Consider the following 1,080-nt stretch of genomic DNA (forward strand, 5'->3'; position numbering starts at 1 on the left):
TCCTTAGAAAGGAGGTGATCCAGCCGCACCTTCCGATACGGCTACCTTGTTACGACTTCACCCCAGTTACTGACCCTACCTTCGACTGCTGCGCCCACAAGGGTTCGCTCACAGGCTTCGGGCATTGCCAACTTCCATGGTGTGACGGGCGGTGTGTACAAGACCCGGGAACGCATTCACCGCGACATTCTGATTCACGATTACTAGCAACTCCAACTTCATGTACTCGAGTTGCAGAGTACAATCCGAACTGGGACAGGCTTTTTGAGATTCGCAAGACATCACTGTTTAGCTGCTCTGTGTACCTGCCATTGTAGCACGTGTGTAGCCCAAGTCATAAAGGGCATGATGATTTGACGTCGTCCCCACCTTCCTCCGGTTTGTCACCGGCAGTATCGTTAGAGTCCCCAACTTAATGATGGTAACTAACAATAGGGGTTGCGCTCGTTATGGGACTTAACCCAACATCTCACGACACGAGCTGACGACAACCATGCACCACCTGTATTACAGTCTTCCGAAGAAGTAAGGAACTATCTCTAGCTCCCGCCGTAATATGTCAAGACTTGGTAAGGTTCTTCGCGTTGCGTCGAATTAAACCACATGCTCCGCTGCTTGTGCGGGTCCCCGTCAATTCCTTTGAGTTTCACGCTTGCGCGCGTACTCCCCAGGCGGAGTGTTTAATGCGTTAGCTGCGGCACCCAGATTTACTCCAGACACCTAACACTCATCGTTTACGGCGTGGACTACCAGGGTATCTAATCCTGTTTGCTACCCACGCTTTCGTACCTCAGCGTCAGGTTATGGCCAGAAAGTCGCCTTCGCCACCGGTATTCCTCCTAATATCTGCGCATTTCACCGCTACACTAGGAATTCCACTTTCCCTTCCATACCTCAAGATGAGCAGTTTTAAAAGCTTACTATAGTTGAGCTATAGGATTTCACTTCTAACTTGCTTACCCGCCTACGTACCCTTTACGCCCAATGATTCCGGACAACGCTCGGACCTTACGTATTACCGCGGCTGCTGGCACGTAATTAGCCGGTCCTTATTCCTATGGTACTGTCATGTTCTTCCCA

1 rRNA gene is annotated in these 1,080 nt (G+C 50.6%); it reads right to left on the reverse strand.

Going from position 1 to position 1,080, the window contains the following annotated elements:
- Nucleotides 1–7: 7 nt before the first annotated feature.
- Nucleotides 8–1,080 (reverse strand): 16S ribosomal RNA (locus J2Z38_RS10475); the annotation flags it as partial.

Origin of the sequence: Anaerococcus degeneri (genome assembly GCF_017874475.1) — a bacterium.
In the GTDB taxonomy this organism is placed as follows: domain Bacteria; phylum Bacillota; class Clostridia; order Tissierellales; family Peptoniphilaceae; genus Anaerococcus; species Anaerococcus degeneri.